This window comes from Desulfurococcus mucosus DSM 2162 (assembly GCF_000186365.1).
Taxonomy (GTDB): Archaea; Thermoproteota; Thermoprotei_A; order Sulfolobales; family Desulfurococcaceae; genus Desulfurococcus; species Desulfurococcus mucosus.
Genome location: NC_014961.1, coordinates 1,106,281 through 1,119,820, shown reverse-complemented (window position 1 = coordinate 1,119,820; position 13,540 = coordinate 1,106,281). Strand labels below are relative to the sequence as shown.

At 52.8% G+C, this 13,540-nt stretch carries 17 protein-coding genes and 1 tRNA gene; all 18 read left to right on the top strand.

The genetic code is table 11. The annotated features are described in order from the left end of the window. Nucleotides 1-3: 3 nt before the first annotated feature. The 18 genes from DESMU_RS05890 (at nucleotide 4) to DESMU_RS05815 (ending at nucleotide 13,385) form a co-directional block, all read left to right on the top strand. On the top strand, nucleotides 4-471 hold the full coding sequence (locus tag DESMU_RS05890; protein WP_013562676.1) for an uL15 family ribosomal protein: 468 nt from the start codon (nucleotides 4-6) through the stop codon (nucleotides 469-471). A gap of 110 nt (nucleotides 472-581) precedes the next feature. Further along, nucleotides 582-2,009 carry a preprotein translocase subunit SecY gene (secY, locus tag DESMU_RS05885; RefSeq protein WP_013562675.1) on the top strand — a complete coding sequence of 476 codons (1,428 nt, stop codon included), beginning with the start codon at nucleotides 582-584 and terminating at the stop codon, nucleotides 2,007-2,009. Between the two features lie 2 nt (nucleotides 2,010-2,011). Beyond that, the gene (locus tag DESMU_RS05880) at nucleotides 2,012-2,467 is read left to right on the top strand and encodes a hypothetical protein (protein ID WP_013562674.1); all 456 of its coding nucleotides are present in this window, start codon (nucleotides 2,012-2,014) and stop codon (nucleotides 2,465-2,467) included. Between the two features lie 70 nt (nucleotides 2,468-2,537). After that, nucleotides 2,538-2,810, top strand: a complete 273-nt coding sequence (locus DESMU_RS05875) for a 50S ribosomal protein L34e (protein WP_013562673.1) — start codon at nucleotides 2,538-2,540, stop codon at nucleotides 2,808-2,810. Nucleotides 2,811-2,834: 24 nt separating this feature from the next. Continuing rightward, entirely contained in the window at nucleotides 2,835-3,380 is a 546-nt protein-coding gene (cmk, locus tag DESMU_RS05870) for a (d)CMP kinase (RefSeq protein WP_013562672.1), read from the top strand. Between the two features lie 41 nt (nucleotides 3,381-3,421). After that, nucleotides 3,422-3,712, top strand: coding sequence for a 50S ribosomal protein L14e (locus tag DESMU_RS05865; RefSeq protein ID WP_013562671.1), 291 nt, complete (start codon nucleotides 3,422-3,424; stop codon nucleotides 3,710-3,712). A 110-nt stretch (nucleotides 3,713-3,822) separates the two neighbouring features. Beyond that, a complete protein-coding gene (locus DESMU_RS07250; RefSeq protein ID WP_245526429.1) occupies nucleotides 3,823-4,158 on the top strand; it encodes a tRNA pseudouridine synthase A in 336 nt (111 codons plus the stop codon). After that, the gene (locus DESMU_RS05860; protein WP_245526428.1) at nucleotides 4,106-4,882 is read left to right on the top strand and encodes an RNA-guided pseudouridylation complex pseudouridine synthase subunit Cbf5; all 777 of its coding nucleotides are present in this window, start codon (nucleotides 4,106-4,108) and stop codon (nucleotides 4,880-4,882) included. The genes DESMU_RS07250 and DESMU_RS05860 overlap by 53 nt, the downstream gene beginning before the upstream one ends. Beyond that, nucleotides 4,879-5,460: a class I SAM-dependent methyltransferase gene (locus tag DESMU_RS05855; RefSeq protein WP_013562670.1), complete on the top strand. Its 582-nt coding sequence runs from the start codon at nucleotides 4,879-4,881 to the stop codon at nucleotides 5,458-5,460. The genes DESMU_RS05860 and DESMU_RS05855 overlap by 4 nt, the downstream gene beginning before the upstream one ends. Nucleotides 5,461-5,465: 5 nt before the next feature. After that, nucleotides 5,466-5,549 (top strand) — tRNA-Ser (locus DESMU_RS05850). A gap of 131 nt (nucleotides 5,550-5,680) precedes the next feature. Further along, the gene (locus tag DESMU_RS05845; protein WP_013562669.1) at nucleotides 5,681-6,802 is read left to right on the top strand and encodes a glycosyltransferase family 2 protein; all 1,122 of its coding nucleotides are present in this window, start codon (nucleotides 5,681-5,683) and stop codon (nucleotides 6,800-6,802) included. Nucleotides 6,803-6,826: 24 nt separating this feature from the next. Further along, nucleotides 6,827-7,912, top strand: coding sequence for a glucose-1-phosphate thymidylyltransferase (locus tag DESMU_RS05840; protein ID WP_083799351.1), 1,086 nt, complete (start codon nucleotides 6,827-6,829; stop codon nucleotides 7,910-7,912). Between the two features lie 207 nt (nucleotides 7,913-8,119). Further along, nucleotides 8,120-8,644 (top strand): pyroglutamyl-peptidase I, encoded by a 525-nt coding sequence (pcp, locus tag DESMU_RS05835; RefSeq protein ID WP_211252447.1) that lies wholly within the window; start codon nucleotides 8,120-8,122, stop codon nucleotides 8,642-8,644. A 280-nt stretch (nucleotides 8,645-8,924) separates the two neighbouring features. Then, nucleotides 8,925-9,137 carry a pyroglutamyl-peptidase I family protein gene (locus DESMU_RS07045; protein WP_275451559.1) on the top strand — a complete coding sequence of 71 codons (213 nt, stop codon included), beginning with the start codon at nucleotides 8,925-8,927 and terminating at the stop codon, nucleotides 9,135-9,137. A 93-nt stretch (nucleotides 9,138-9,230) separates the two neighbouring features. Next, on the top strand, nucleotides 9,231-10,241 hold the full coding sequence (gene rfbB / locus DESMU_RS05830; RefSeq protein ID WP_013562667.1) for a dTDP-glucose 4,6-dehydratase: 1,011 nt from the start codon (nucleotides 9,231-9,233) through the stop codon (nucleotides 10,239-10,241). Continuing rightward, on the top strand, nucleotides 10,238-11,134 hold the full coding sequence (gene rfbD, locus DESMU_RS05825; protein ID WP_013562666.1) for a dTDP-4-dehydrorhamnose reductase: 897 nt from the start codon (nucleotides 10,238-10,240) through the stop codon (nucleotides 11,132-11,134). Before rfbB ends, rfbD begins: the two co-directional genes overlap by 4 nt. Continuing rightward, the gene (gene rfbC / locus DESMU_RS05820; protein ID WP_013562665.1) at nucleotides 11,135-11,698 is read left to right on the top strand and encodes a dTDP-4-dehydrorhamnose 3,5-epimerase; all 564 of its coding nucleotides are present in this window, start codon (nucleotides 11,135-11,137) and stop codon (nucleotides 11,696-11,698) included. It abuts the gene before it with no gap. 439 nt (nucleotides 11,699-12,137) lie between these two features. After that, nucleotides 12,138-13,385 (top strand): S8 family peptidase, encoded by a 1,248-nt coding sequence (locus DESMU_RS05815; RefSeq protein ID WP_245526427.1) that lies wholly within the window; start codon nucleotides 12,138-12,140, stop codon nucleotides 13,383-13,385. Nucleotides 13,386-13,540 lie beyond the last annotated feature (155 nt).

Here is a 13,540-nt window from a genome sequence, read left to right as displayed (position 1 = left end):
GGCATGGTTGTGAGGAAGGGTAAGAAATCCAGGAAGCTTCAGGGCCGTACGAGAACCATGGGCTGGGGCAGGGTGGGGCAGCATAGGAAGAGCGGGTCCCGCGGAGGCTTCGGCGCGGTTGGATTCCATAAGCATAAGTATATATGGATAATCAAGCACGCCCCGAACTGGTATGGTAAACACGGGTTCCGTCCACGCGGGAGGATACCTGAGAGGAGAACCGTTAATGTAGGCGAGCTCAACGAGCTTGCAGGCAGGCTGGTTCTAGAGGGCCGCGCAGTCATCGAGGACGGGTTGATCGTCGTGGACACTGTGGGCATGGGGGTTGACAAGGTGCTTGGCTTCGGCAAGGTGACAAGGCGCATGAAGATCGTGGCCAGGGAGGTCACGGATGAAGCTAGGAGGAAGATCGAGGAGGCAGGCGGCAAGGTTATCCTGGTAGAGGAGCAGGCTTTAAAGGAGTCAGAGTAGTGTTTCCACGTTTTCCTCCTCTGGGAGACCCTTATCGCTGCGTGAATTTAATAAACCCTTCCTATTTCATTTAAAGGATAGTCTGTGGTGTTGAATAGGTGGTTTAAGAAATGGGTTTGCTTAACGCTATGGCGAGGATAGCGGACTACCTGCCGACGGCTGCTAAGCCTCGGGTTAAGCCCTCAATGTATGAGAGGCTGTTCTGGACCGGTATAGCCCTCGTCGTCTACATGATCATGGCTAACACGCCCCTGTACGGTATTTCTACCGCGGGACCCGAGCAGATACTTTTGATACAGATAATATTCGCGTCGAACAGGGGTACATTAATGGAGCTCGGCATAGGGCCTATAGTTACAGCGGGCCTGATAATGCAGATCCTTGTTGGAGCCAAGCTCATAGACCTGGATTTAACGGATCCAGAGAACAGGAAGATATTCACGGCTTCCCAGAAGACGCTTGCAGTGATACTAGCCGCATTCGAGGCAGCCATGTACGTGCTCTCATGCCGTTACTGGATGCCCCTGGGCAACCCCGTGACAAGCTGTAGTGCAGCATGGCATGTGAGGCTCGCCGTATGGCTCCAGTTGTTCATTGCCTCCTACCTTGTAATAGTGCTCGACGAGATGATACAGAAGGGCTGGGGCATAGGTTCAGGAGTCTCACTCTTCATCCTGTCGGGTGTGGCGACAACCATATTCTGGAACACGTTCAGCACTGTAACATATCGAAACGAGGTAATAGGCTTCATACCATTCATGATCCAGCAGTTGAGCAGTGGGAGAGGCCTTGACGCAGTGTTGATCAGGCCTGGTGGAAGAGACCTCGTAGGGTTTGCGGCAACCATAGGTATAATGCTGCTCCTAATATACTTGAGCAACATGAAGGTTGAGATCCCGGTTACATCACCGAGGCTGCAGAGCATTAAGACCAGGATACCGTTACAGTTCCTCTACGTGACCAATATACCGATACTTTTCATCGGCATACTCTACGCGAACATACTGGTATTCGCCACCTTGTTCAGAACATACTTGGCTTCCACCGTGCCATCCAGCATAGTGGATCTCCTAGCCAAATACGACCCCAACACGGGGAGGCTGATAGGAGGGTTAGCATACTATCTTGCATCACCCAACGGGCTGTATGGTGCACTAGGGGACCCGGTGCACCTACTGGTGTACAGTGTCCTCGTCTTCGTGCTGGCAGTGCTGTTCGGCCTAATGTGGGTTGAGGTAGCGGGCTTGAACCCCTCGGCTCAGGCGGAGCAGCTTGTGAGCAGCGGCTTCGAAGTACCCGGGTTGAGGAGTAATCCGAAGATCCTTGAGAGAATGCTCGCCAAGTACATATACCCGTTAACAATACTGTCAAGCCTCATAGTTGCAGCTATATCCGTATTCGCCGACGTGCTTGGCGCGTACGGCACTGGCACAGGCATACTGCTAGCGGTTGGGATACTCCAGCAGTACTACACGATGATAGCCTATGAGAGGACTCTTGAGGCGTACCCGTTGCTGAGACGCCTCGTGGGAGAGTAGCAATGCTTGTGACACTGGTTTTACTGGTATCCATCTCCTCGGCTATACTCATATCCATCCTCATAGACGCCGTTAAGAAGCACCCCTACTTCGCGGAGGCTATTAGAACCTACCAACTAGTGGAGATCCCTGAGACCCCTAGGAGTAAGGGTGATATCAGGAGGCTTAGGAAGTACAGGGCTCTCTACAAGTCCGCTAAGAGGAGGCTAACGCTACTCTTCATCACGCATATATCCCTTTTCTCACTAGTCTACGTCTTAATGATCTTCACAGTATCCCTGGTTTCACGTTCAAGCGAAGTCGTGAACATACCTGTCTCCATACCCTTCCTCTCATACATGGCTGAGACAGGTGTTTACAGGACGCACATCTATATTGTCGCATTAATAGGTTTCGCCCTACCCTTATACCTCGTCTCCAGGAGCGTCAGGTTCGAGCAGCCCGGGCCCCGGGCATGAAACTTTTAATAATCCCGCCTCATCATTACTCTATAAGCTGATGCCCTACCACTGCTCACGGTGACCCTGCATGCCTAGGCCGATGCATAGGAATAGGAGCTGGAGGAGGATTGTGGTTAGGACGCCTGGTGGAGAGGTAAGGGTACACTACGAGAAGAGGCGTCCAAGCCAGGCCAGGTGCGCCATATGTGGTAAACCACTAAACGGTGTACCTGCTTTAAGACCCGTGGAGATGCGGGGGCTCGCTAAAACGGAGAAACGCCCGGAGAGACCCTATGGAGGCTACATATGTCACGAGTGCCTTGCACGAGGCCTCCGGGAAGCCATCCGGCTGCAAGCATAGTCCTGTGCGAAGCGGTGTCCTGGATTGGTTAAGATTGTTTTCAGCGGCCCACCTGGTAGCGGGAAGACTACTCAGGCTAAACGCGTCGCCGAGTACTATGGTTTCAAATATTTTTCAGCTGGCGCCGTGTTCAGGGAGTACGCTAAGAGGAGGAATTTAACCCTCGAGGAGCTCAGCAGGATAGCCATGGAGGATCCCTCCATAGACATAGAGATCGATAGGCTGACGCTTGAAACCGTTAGGGGAAGCGATAACATAGTTGTCGACGGGCATCTAGCCGCATGGATAGTCTCAGACATAGTTGACTTAAGGATATATGTGACAGCCCCGCTCTCACTCAGGATACTCAGGGTGGCTGGGCGCGACAACATCCCGTTGAACAGGGCTCTCACGGAGACCCTTGTGAGAGAGTACTCGCAGAGGAGGAGGTTCATGGAGTACTATGGGCTCGACATATATGACACCTCCATATTCGATGTAACAATAAACACTAAGCTCATAGGCGTTGAGGAAGCATTCAACATTATAAAGACAACCATAGATAAGGTTTTAAAAGAGAGAACCCAGTAGTATGAGTGAGTGGAATCGGTGTTTAAGCAGGGGTGCTATGTATGCCCGCGATAGAGATAGGTAGGATATGCGTTAAGGTGGCTGGGAGAGAGGCAGGCAGGAAATGCGTTGTCGTAGACATAATAGACGACAACTTCGTCCTGGTAACAGGGCCTAAGTCCCTTACAGGTGTTAAAAGGAGGAAGGTTAACATAAAGCACATAGAGCCAACAGACAAGTCAATCAAGATATCGAGAGGAGCCAGCGATGAAGAAGTATTGAAGGCTATAGGGGAGAGTGGTCTCACAGACTACATGGTGCAACAGGTGAAGCCCAAGCTAGCCCAGTTCTAGAGGCTGAGGAACAATATTTTCCCCCAGGCCGACACACGTCTTTTACAAGTGAAAGCCTCGTCTTTTAAGGCGGGGAAGATGTCACCTATATGTTGAGAAGGGGGTGCTGGATGGGTTTAGTTGAGAAAGGCGTATCCTTCATAGACCATGTGACCACTAGGGCTGGCTACAGGAATGAATGGCTGGTACTAAGAGAAGCGGATACAAGCCCCGATCACGGGACACTACCCTACGAGAGGAGGATAAGCGACCACATAAACTACGGCGTGGTAAACCTGGATAAGCCGCCTGGGCCAACGAGCCACGAGGTCGTTGCATGGGTTAAGAAGATGTTCGGGGTGGAGAAGGCCGGTCACGGGGGTACCCTAGAGCCACCGGCGGGGAGACCCCAAGGTGACCGGCGTCCTACCAGTGGGGCTCGCCAACAGCACCAAGGTCATTGGTAATGTTATACATAGTGTTAAAGAATACGTGATGGTTATACAGCTCCACGGCGATGTAGCCGAGCAGGATTTAAGAAGGGTAGCCGGGTACTTCAGGGGGGAGATATATCAGAGGCCTCCCCTGAGGTCGAGCGTTAAACGCGCTATCAGGGTCAGGAGGATTCACGAGATAGAAGTCCTCGAGGTGAGAGGCAGGTTCGCGCTTATAAGGGTTCTCAGCGACCCCGGCACGTACATGAGGAAGCTGGCCCACGACATCGGGCTATTGCTCGGAGTAGGTGCACACATGAGGGAGCTCAGGAGGACTCGCACGGGGCCCTACAGGGAGGATGAGACACTTGTAAGGCTCCAGGACGTCAGCGAGGCCCTGCTCCTGTGGAGGAGCAACGGGGATGAGAGGTATCTTAGACGCATCGTGCTACCCGTTGAAACATCTATCGCCCACCTCCCGAAGATAATGATCTTGGATACAGCTGTCGACGCCATAGCACATGGTGCCAACCTGGCTGCCCCAGGCGTCGCCAGGTTAACCAGGAACATCGCGAAGGGTAGTACCGTAGCGATCCTAACGCTTAAAGGCGAGCTGGTCGCCCTGGGTACAGCCATGTATAGTAGTGGTGAAATAGCTAGGATGGAGAAAGGCATAATCGCAAAGACGAGGAGAGTGGTTATGCCGCCGGGAGTCTACCCGTCTACATGGAGGCATGGTAAGGGTACTCAGGGATGACACACTACTATAAGCCAGGGCCACCGGGCGAGAAGAGGCTAATCCCCCTCACCATACACGGCCAGTCCTTCGAGTTCCTATCCTACACGAGCCTCTTCTCAGGGTCGTCGATCGATGAGGGGACGAGGCTACTCCTCGAGAACATAGTGATCCCGGAGGAAGGAGTAGTCCTGGACATTGGATGCGGCTACGGCGTGATAGGGATAGTTGTAGCCAGACTGAACCCAAGGCTCAAGGTCTACATGACCGATGTAAACCCCCTCGCGGTTAAAACAGCACGCTTCAACGCTAGGAGGAACGGTGTAGGGGACAGAGTAGTAGTCGTGGAGGGAGACGGCTACAGACCCGTCGAGGGACTCGTGTTCAACGCCATATACTCCAACCCCCCGCTTGCAGCAGGCATGAGAGTAGTCGAGGAAATAGTGCTAGGGGCAAAGGAGCACCTTGCCGAGGAGGGTTTCGCACAGTTCGTCCTAGCAAGGGGTGGAAGCCACCTCGCCGAGAAAGCAAAGGGAAAGTATAGGGTAGTGGAAGCGAAGAGTAAAAAAGGATATATCCTCCTATATCTTAAACCATGAAGGGAGCCGGGGTGCCCGAGCGGTTCAAGGGGCTGGCCTTGAGAGCCAGTGGGCTCACGCCCGCGCGGGTTCGAATCCCGCCCCCGGCGCTTCCCAATACCACTGGGCCCTGGAAGGAATGGGATAACAGGTTTGGATCCGGGTTAATCCTGCATCAAGGGGAGTACTATCAAGACCCAGACCTCAAAAGTGCCCCGAGGAACTTGAAGGTGGTTGCGTAATGGTATATCCGGGTGTGTCGATTATATGGCTTAACTATAATTCCATGGGCGTGATCGACAGGGTTTTAGCATCGCTTCAAAGCGTCTTCGACTTAGATTACCCGCCCAACCGCTACGAGCTCATAATAGTCGACAATGGTTCCAGCGACGGTAGCTTCGAGGCCGTGAAAAAGTTTGTTGAAGGAAAGGATACTAGCAGAGTCAAGATGGTGAGACTCGAAAGGAACCTCGGCTTCACTGGCGGGGTTAACCTCGGCTTCTCCATGAGAAACCGGGGATTCAATTATGTCGCATTACTGAACAATGATGCCGTGGCCACGTCTAACAGCCTAAGGGAGCTCGTGGAGTTCGCGGAGAGCTATAGGAGTGTTGCAGCGGTTCAGGGCGTGGTACTGGATTCCCGGGGCCGTGTTGATACTGCCGGGGGCTTCATGACCGAGGACTTTGAGATGATGCCGTATCTATGGAAGGAGCCGGCTGGCAAAGCACCCTCGAAGGCCTTTGCAGTGACCTATGCAGACGGCTCTTACGCGCTCTACAGGATTGAATACATTGAGAGATGCGTGGGCGGACACATGTTTATATGGGAGATGTTCGCGTATGGCGATGACAACATCCTCGGGCTCATGCTGTGGAACTGTGGCTACGCATCGGTATCGATACCCGTGGTCGTCGCGGAGCATGAAAGGGGCTCCACGTTTAGGAGTCTCGCTGCATTCAGGCTATACCTTGCATACAGGAATAACACTGCATTATCAATGATAACCAACTCACGGTACAGCGGGTTAATACAGCTTAACACCGTGCTAGGGGCGTTTAAAGGTGCAGTGATAGGTAGGCATTCCACTAGATACATTCCTGTAGCGGTGAGATCCCTAGTCGATGGAAGAATACTGGGCCGGAGGCTTGCCGGGAAAGGAATACACATAGACATTTACAGGGCGCCAGTAATCACAGTGAAACCGTTGGAGGAGGTTCTAGGCCTCTACATGCCGGGCAGGCTTATAAGGAAGAAGATCACGGAGAGAGTGAGCAGATTTATTGAAAGGTTCAGCATGGAGGATTTCGAGAAATGTTGGAGGGAGAAATGTAGGGATCTACGTGGCATGCTAACTATTTAGCCTTTCCCACAAGTAAAAGATCTCATGGTGGAGTACTTGACGAGAATTCAAGGAGTCATACCGGTGGCGGGGGAGGGAAGCAGGCTCAGGCCCTTAACATTCACTATACCTAAGCCACTGATACCTGTGCTCGGCAAACCGCTCATAGTCCACAGTATCACCAGGCTCCTGGAGGCAGGTGTCTCCAAGTTCACGCTAATCGTAGGGCATCTAGGCTACATGTTCAGTGAGACCCTGGGCGACGGCTCCCCTTACGGTGTCTCGATAAGGTATGTGACACAGGAGAGAAGACTGGGGATAGCGCACGCCATTTACAGGGCGGTTGAGAACGGCGTCGACAACCCCTTCGTTGTCCACTTAGGTGACAACATCTTCGAGGAAGGAGTATCCAGATTCATTAGGGAGTTCGCTGAGGGAGACTACGAGGTCTTCATAGTTTTAACAAGGGCAAGGGACCCCACGCGTTTCGGTTGCGCGCTCATCAGGGATGGCAGGGTTGTCAGGCTCGTAGAGAAGCCGAAGGAGCCTCCGCCGGGTAGCTATGTTGTGACAGGCTTCTACGCGTTCAGGGATCCAGACATGGTTGGGAAAGCATTCAGGGATTTAAAGCCTTCTCAACGCGGCGAATACGAGGTAACAGACTTGATACAGTGGTTCATAGATAGAGGCTACAATGTAGGCTACGCTGTAACCAACGGCTGGTGGAAGGATATGGGTACGCCAAGCGACCTCCTCGACCTCCTCTACCTACTCCTAGACAAAGTGGATGCAAGGATAGAGGGCGACGTGGTTGGAGAGGTTAAGGGCAGGGTGATCATTGAGAAAGACGCTCTCGTCGAGGGCAGTGTGACGGGCCCAGCATACATTGGTAGAGGTGTCAGGATATCTAAGGACAGTAGTATCGAGCCTTATTCATCCATAGAGGAGGCCACTCTAGTGGAGTCGGGCACTATAAGTAGGAGCCTCCTGATGAACAATGTAGCCGTCTCACTCAACCGTGCACGCCTGATAGACAGTATCCTCGGAAGATACACCAGGGTAGATGTTTCCAGGGAGCTCCACGGTGATATGAGGCTGCTTCTCTCAGACTACAGCTACCTGCGCATCTAGATATCACAGTTCTTTGACACCATGTTACCGTTTATCCTTGAATACCCATCCTCATCTCTCATCATATCCAGGGGCTTCCGTCTTGTCCACGCCTCACGGGTTATCACCCAGGCCCCTGTAAACTCCGTTTGTCCCTAGATATTCCCCCAAATCAACAGGATGGAGGCAGCCTGGGTTTTTAACGCGTATATAGTTATCCATAGCCTTGTGGTGGGGATCGTGGCAAGGCTGAAGGCCCTTGTCACCGGTTACGAGCCCTTCGGCCAGCACAAGGTCAATCCCTCCGAGCTGATCGTTGAAAGGCTACGTGAGGCGGTCTCTGGGGAACTCGACGGCGTCGAGTTAGTGACAGCAGTGATCCCAGTGTCCTTCAGGAGGGCTGGGGAGAGGTTATTGGGGCTCCTTGAAGAGCATAGGCCGGACATAGCGGTGAGCCTGGGGTTATGGGCTGGTGCATCATATGTGACGGTTGAGAGGGTGGCAGTGAACATAATGGATGCAAGGATCCCGGATAACGATGGTTATCAACCCGTTGATGAACCCATAGTACCCGGGGGGCCTACCGCATACTTCTCAACCCTGCCGGTGAAGGCTATAGTGAAGGCTCTGAGGGAAGCCGGTATCCCGGCGGCTGTCTCGAACTCGGCTGGGACCTTCCTATGCAACTATGCCATGTACACGCTGCTCCACAGCGGTGCAACAAGGGGCTGTTTTCATCTTGATGTCTTCTAGAAAAGTTTATAAGCCTTGGTGCTGCATGTTTCCCCTGGATGATGATCAATGAGATAGGCTTGTGGAGTCTAACCGGGGTGCCCTGGCTGTGACGCGTGAGCCGGGGCAGGCCCCACGGGGCGATGGGAGCAGTGCTCCAAGCCCCTTGGGGCCTCTGGGAAGCCTGGCGGAGGGCCGCGTGCCGTTCGGCCCCATGCCCAGTGAACCCGCGCCGGAGGCGGCTTGGCTGCCCTGTGAAGGCGTGGGCGAGGAGAAAGCCCCTAGATATGATCGAACATAAATAGATGAGGATGAATATCTAAGGGCAAACGGCTACCCTAGGAGGGCAGGATACATGCACGTCCCCCTGTTGCCGGAGCAGGTGGTGCAGATGAAGACTGATATGGGTATTCCGCCCAGCATGTCGCTGGACTTAATGGTTAAAGCTGTTGTGATAGCCCTCAAGACCACGGTTGAGAGGTTTGAGACCGGGGATGAGAAGCTGCCTCCATGACTGCTGGGAAGGCCTAGGTCTGCTCGTAGCATGTATAAGCATAGAGATTTTATTGTCGTGAAACCATTAATGTTAATGAATACGGTGGCATGTATGAGGATAGCTGTTCTAGGTGGAGCCGGCTTCATAGGCAGCAACTTTGTTAGATACCTGGCCTCACACCGCTCCATGGATCTCATGGTGTATGATAAGCTGACATACGCCGGTAGATACGAGAACATAGCTGACTTAGTGGAGAAGGGTAGAGTGCTCTTCGTGAGGGGGGACATTGCTAATGAGGAACTATTGAGTCATGCGTTGGCAGAGTTTAAGCCTGACTTCATTGTGAACTTTGCAGCAGAGACACATGTCGACAGATCAATAAATGATCCATCACCATTCATCAAGACCAATGTCCTCGGGGTCTACACGGTTCTAGAGGTGTTGAAGAAAACGGATTCAATTTACATACATATCTCAACCGACGAGGTCTACGGGGATCTATGGGGTGATGGCGAGGCCTCCGAGGACTGGCCTCTCAACCCTTCAAGCCCTTACTCGGCGTCGAAGGCAGCCGGGGATCTACTCATAAAGTCCTATGGGAGAACCTACGGGATAAGGTATAGGATTCTGAGGCCGTGTAACAACTACGGCCCCTATCAACACCCTGAGAAGCTCATTCCGAGAACCATAATAAGGTTGCTTAACGGTAAGCCGGCGGTCATATACGGTGATGGATCCCAGGTGCGCGACTGGATACATGTCGAGGATACATGCAGAGCCATCGAGATGGTGATGCAGAGAGGAGGTGACTCAGAGGTATACAATATTTGTGCAAACCAGTATGCAAGCATCAGGGAGATTGTTTCACTACTCGTGAGCCATCTAGGGAGAGACCCACTCAGAGACATAGTCTACGGAAGACCTCGTCCAGGGGAGGACAGGAGATACGCTATGAAATGCGACAAGATAAAGGGACTCGGGTGGAGTCCAACTATAGGTATCGGGGAGGGCTTGAAGAAGACTATCGAATGGTATCTTTCCAACGAATGGTGGTGGAGGCCCCTGGTGGATGAGAGATACGTGCTCTCGGATTCACCGTGGAGCATGGGTGGCACTACTTGAGGATTCTCGTAACCGGTGGCACAGGTCTACTGGGCTTGTGGGTTACCAAGGTGTTTCTTGAGAGAGGTTACGAGGTCTACGCATCACACCATGAAAGGAAACCAGTAGGCCTTGACGGCGTGACATGGGAGCAGATGAACCTGGAGGATTTCAAGAGCGTTGCCGACACCGTTAAGAGGGTGAAGCCGGATGCAATCATACATACAGCAGCATTCACCGATGTTGATGGATGCGAGGAGAAAAAGGAGCTCGCTTACAGGGTGAACTACTTGGCAACAAGGATTATAGCGGAGACTGCTAGGGAGCTCAACGCTTACCTAGTGTACATATCCACAGACTACGTGTTCGACGGCGAGCGAGGCATGTACAGGGAGTTTGATGCGCCGGCACCCGTAAACTACTATGGGCTCACCAAGCTCCTCGGCGAGGTAGCTGTCAACACCCTGGCACCCCGCAGCCTCATAGTGAGAGTGAGCGGGCTCTACGGCTTCAGCCCTACGGGTAAGAGGAATTTCGGCTTGGTTGCACTGGAGAAACTCATGAATAACGAGCAAGTCGACGCATTCCACGACCAGTATCTTTCACCAACATATGTTAGACCCCTGGCTGAGAGAATAGCGGACATGGTTAAGAGGGAAGTGGTTGGAGTAATACATGTGGCTGGTGAAAGAGCATCCAGATACGAGTTTGCATCAAAGCTCGCGGAAGCCCTCGGGGTACCCAGGGATCTAGTTAAGAAGACGTCGATTAAGAACGCTGGCCTGAGGGCTAGGAGGCCGAGGGACTCCAGCCTGGATACAGGTAGGGCAGCCTCGATGGGTTTATCGATACCGCCGATGAACGAGTGTATAAAAAGCTTCATAAATGATTACCTTGCCAACAAGGTGGTTTAAATGCCGTTCAAATCCTTCACAAGGCTCAGCATACCCGACTTAATGCTCGTGGAACCCTTCGTCCACCAGGATAGGAGAGGATTCTTCACGGAACTCTACAAGAGGACAGTGTTCCTCTCCGAGGGCATACCATACAGTTTCGTACAAGTCAATATGAGTGAATCCAGGAAAGGGGTTGTAAGAGGCTTACACTATCAGCTTAAACCCATGGAGCAGGGCAAGCTGGTGACAGTGCTGCGTGGGAGGATATACGATGTCGCAGTTGACATCAGGAAGGGGTCTCCCTGGTTCGGCAGGTACCTGGGAGTCGAGCTCAGCGAGCACAATAAGTACCTGCTCTGGATACCCCCTGGATTCGCACACGGCTTCCAAGCACTCGAAGACAACACCGTGGTTCTATACATGGTCACTAAAGAGTACAGCCCCGAGCACGAGAGGTGCATAAGCTACAGGGATCCAGACATAGGGATAGAATGGCCCCTGGAAACAATCTTTCTAAGCGAGAAAGACGAGAAATGCCCGCCTTTGAAGAAAGCAGAGACCAATTTCAACTATCCTCTCTAACCATTTGCTCTTGAAGAGCACGTGCTCCCTCCAGAGGCCTCTGTCTCATCCAGGGCCATGGGCAGCAGTCGAGCCCGATTGCACGGGGTTTTCATCACCTAGGTGAACCTAACCCGTAGTAAAACCGGGCTAAACTACCCTTAACACAAGGCTTCTATCCTCGTTCTTTTGCAACCGGGTTTTCAGCCTATTGCTCCCTCCGCTCTTTAATGCGGGGGAGGTCAGTGGATTAATCTAACCTCCTCCCGTTCTAAAGGGCGAGGGTTTCCCGTTTAGGGGTTCACTGGTTCCCCGCATCTCTTCGGGTTTAGACATCTCCTCTGCAGGGCGGTCAGAGATCCCCATCTACGCTGGAGGCGGGATATCTCCGCGGGCTCTGGGCTAGCCCTGAACACAGCACTCAGGGTAAACTTTATTAACCCAAACCCGCTTACCTCCTGTGCTAGGTGGGATATCCGTGCACAGGAGGTATGTGTTGGTAATAGCCCTGGTACTACTATTAGTCCCACTAGTATTCTCCATTCAGTCGGACGCCCTCCTAGTGAACGGTGGATCGCAAAAGGTAAGGGTTGTAATAGGTTACAGGGATGACGCGTCGAAGCAGAGTATACTTAAGTCCCTGGGCGTGACTCCGCTGAAGGATCTAAGGGATATCAAGGCAATGGTCGTGGTAATACCGGAGTCCCTCATACAGCGTGTTAAGAGCCTGCCGGGCGTCAGGTATGTTGAGAAGGATGCACCCGCTAAGGCGCATGGTTTAAGCAGCTACTATGGTGATATCAAGTGGAACATGTATATGATAGGGATAACGGATGTATGGGACTACTATTACCAGTACTATGGTAGACGCGTCTTCGGCTACGGTGTAGTCGTAGCTGTATTGGACACCGGGATAGACTACTCGCACCCAGATCTCTACGGTAGGGTAGCCTACTGCATCAACACCATTGGTACGACAACCTATAAGGGAACCACGCTGAGCAGGTGCTACGATGGTAACGGGCACGGCACACACGTGGCCGGCATAATCGCTGCCACGATAAATAACCGTGGTGTGGCAGGCGTCGCACCCAACGTCACATTGATAGCTGTCAAGGTCCTAGATAACTCCGGCAGTGGGACGGTGAGCGACATAGCTGAAGGCATCACGGAGGCTGTGAAAGCCGGTGCGAAGATACTGAGCATGTCGCTTGGCTCCTCAGCTGACAGCAGTATATTGAGGGATGCATCATACTGGGCCTACCAGCAGGGCGCGATCCAGGTGGTTGCAGCCGGTAACTCCGGTGACGGCGACCCCTCAACCAACAATGTCAACTACCCGGCTAAGTATTCATGGGTTATAGCTGTTGCAGCCGTCGACTACTATGGTGACGTACCCTACTGGAGCAGCGACGGCCCCGAGGTCGACGTGGCTGCGCCAGGCGTGGACATACTGTCGACCTACCCAGGCGGTAAATACGCCTACTTAAGCGGTACATCCATGGCAACCCCGCATGTGACAGGCGTGGTAGCAGTAGTGGAGGCCATTAGGCTGGCAGCCGGCAAGAGCTGGCTGGGCTTCAGCTCCATATACAAGGTTCTAACGTACACGGCATACGACCTAGGGCCATCGGGCTTCGACGTCTTCACAGGCTACGGGTTGGTCGACGCATATAGCGCGGTGCAGTATGCTCTAAGCCTCCCGTAGTTTTTTCTCCGTGAAACCCATTTTCCCCCAGCTCTCCTTGAATACTGGAGGATAGGGTTTCAACTGTGGTCTGACCTCCTCCCCGCCCTAAGGGAACCCCCGCCCCTTTAGGTCACCATTACACATACATAAAAAAAACAAGCTTATAAACCTTC

Excerpts from the sequence above, each read along its gene's own strand:
- DESMU_RS05890 (WP_013562676.1), top strand. The coding sequence starts at position 4 with ATGGTTGTGAGGAAGGGTAAGAAATCCAGGAAGCTTCAGGGCCGTACG.
- secY (WP_013562675.1), top strand. The coding sequence starts at position 582 with ATGGGTTTGCTTAACGCTATGGCGAGGATAGCGGACTACCTGCCGACG.
- DESMU_RS05880 (WP_013562674.1), top strand. The coding sequence starts at position 2,012 with ATGCTTGTGACACTGGTTTTACTGGTATCCATCTCCTCGGCTATACTC.
- DESMU_RS05875 (WP_013562673.1), top strand. The coding sequence starts at position 2,538 with ATGCCTAGGCCGATGCATAGGAATAGGAGCTGGAGGAGGATTGTGGTT.
- DESMU_RS05865 (WP_013562671.1), top strand. The coding sequence starts at position 3,422 with ATGCCCGCGATAGAGATAGGTAGGATATGCGTTAAGGTGGCTGGGAGA.
- DESMU_RS07250 (WP_245526429.1), top strand. The coding sequence starts at position 3,823 with ATGGGTTTAGTTGAGAAAGGCGTATCCTTCATAGACCATGTGACCACT.
- DESMU_RS05855 (WP_013562670.1), top strand. The coding sequence starts at position 4,879 with ATGACACACTACTATAAGCCAGGGCCACCGGGCGAGAAGAGGCTAATC.
- DESMU_RS05845 (WP_013562669.1), top strand. The coding sequence starts at position 5,681 with ATGGTATATCCGGGTGTGTCGATTATATGGCTTAACTATAATTCCATG.
- DESMU_RS05840 (WP_083799351.1), top strand. The coding sequence starts at position 6,827 with ATGGTGGAGTACTTGACGAGAATTCAAGGAGTCATACCGGTGGCGGGG.
- rfbB (WP_013562667.1), top strand. The coding sequence starts at position 9,231 with ATGAGGATAGCTGTTCTAGGTGGAGCCGGCTTCATAGGCAGCAACTTT.
- rfbC (WP_013562665.1), top strand. The coding sequence starts at position 11,135 with ATGCCGTTCAAATCCTTCACAAGGCTCAGCATACCCGACTTAATGCTC.